The organism is Devosia psychrophila, assembly GCF_000971275.1.
GTDB lineage: Bacteria > Pseudomonadota > Alphaproteobacteria > Rhizobiales > Devosiaceae > Devosia > Devosia psychrophila.
Genome location: NZ_LAPV01000198.1, coordinates 1 through 1,004, shown reverse-complemented (window position 1 = coordinate 1,004; position 1,004 = coordinate 1). Strand labels below are relative to the sequence as shown.

Genomic DNA, 1,004 nt, shown 5'->3' with positions numbered 1-1,004 from the left:
CGGGTCGCACAATGGGAATTCCGTCTTCTTTAAGCTCCGTGATCGCCTCGCGGACCATGGGACGGCTGATTGAAAATTCCCGGGCCAGCTGAAGGTCGGTAGGCAAGCGCATGCCGACACCCAATGCGCCACTACTGATTTGGTCACGAATAAACTGAATAATGCGGGCCTTCGTGGGACTTTCAGTTTGAAAGTTCATCGCAAAACTCTTCCGTGCATGTGATCGTTAGCAACGACAGCATAGCAGAAAACGAAGTTGTCTTACAAAAAATGTTGTCTTACATTTTAGTCTGCGCTATTGAGGGGAATGCGGCGATCGAAGCCAGGTGTGCTCGCGCTGCGGGAGGAGCTCTAATGATTAACCGTAGACATTTCACCGTCGGCATGCTGGCAGCTTCCATGGCCGCAGCATCGCTTCCTATGCTGGTCAAGGCACAGGATTCGGGCGAGGCCGTAGCCATCCTGTTCGACAGCCTGCAGTCGCCCTTCTGGGTCACCAGCTTCGAAGTACTAAAGGAAAAGGCCGTGGCGGCCGGCTGGACGCCGCTCGAAGCCATCTCCAACCTCGACGACAACAAGCAGTTCGAACAGGTGCAGTCGATGATCCAGCGCAAGGTCGTCGGCATCATCATTGTGCAGACTGACTCCAACGCGGTCATCCCCGCCATCCGCGAAGCCAATGCCGCCGGCATTCCGATGGTGCACTTCAATCGCCCACCGGCGGCGAGCGACGCGACCTCGGTTGCGGTGCAGGCCGACAACCGCGCCATCATGAAATCCACGGTAGAAGCGCTGCTCGACATCGCCAAGGCCAAGGGCGGCAAGTACCAGGCCGCGATCCTGATCGGCGATCTGGGCGACCAAAACGCCATTCAGCGCCGTGACGGCTTCTTCGACGTGGTAGATCAGAACAAGGACCTGGTCGAAGTCGTGTCGCAGATCTCCACCGAGTGGAACGCGGACAAGGCCTTCGCCGACCTTACCAACGCCCTCCAGGCCAATCC

2 protein-coding genes are annotated in these 1,004 nt (G+C 57.7%); one reads left to right on the top strand and one right to left on the bottom strand.

Annotation, left to right across the window (positions count from 1 at the left end; all coding sequences use genetic code 11):
- Positions 1-199: GntR family transcriptional regulator (locus tag WH91_RS20365; protein WP_046172851.1), on the bottom strand; the 199-nt coding region annotated here is incomplete at its 3' end.
- A gap of 155 nt (positions 200-354) precedes the next feature.
- On the opposite strand from WH91_RS20365, the gene WH91_RS20360 reads away from it, so the two are divergent.
- A partial coding sequence (locus WH91_RS20360; RefSeq protein WP_046172850.1) for a sugar ABC transporter substrate-binding protein occupies positions 355-1,004 on the top strand: 650 nt, incomplete at its 3' end.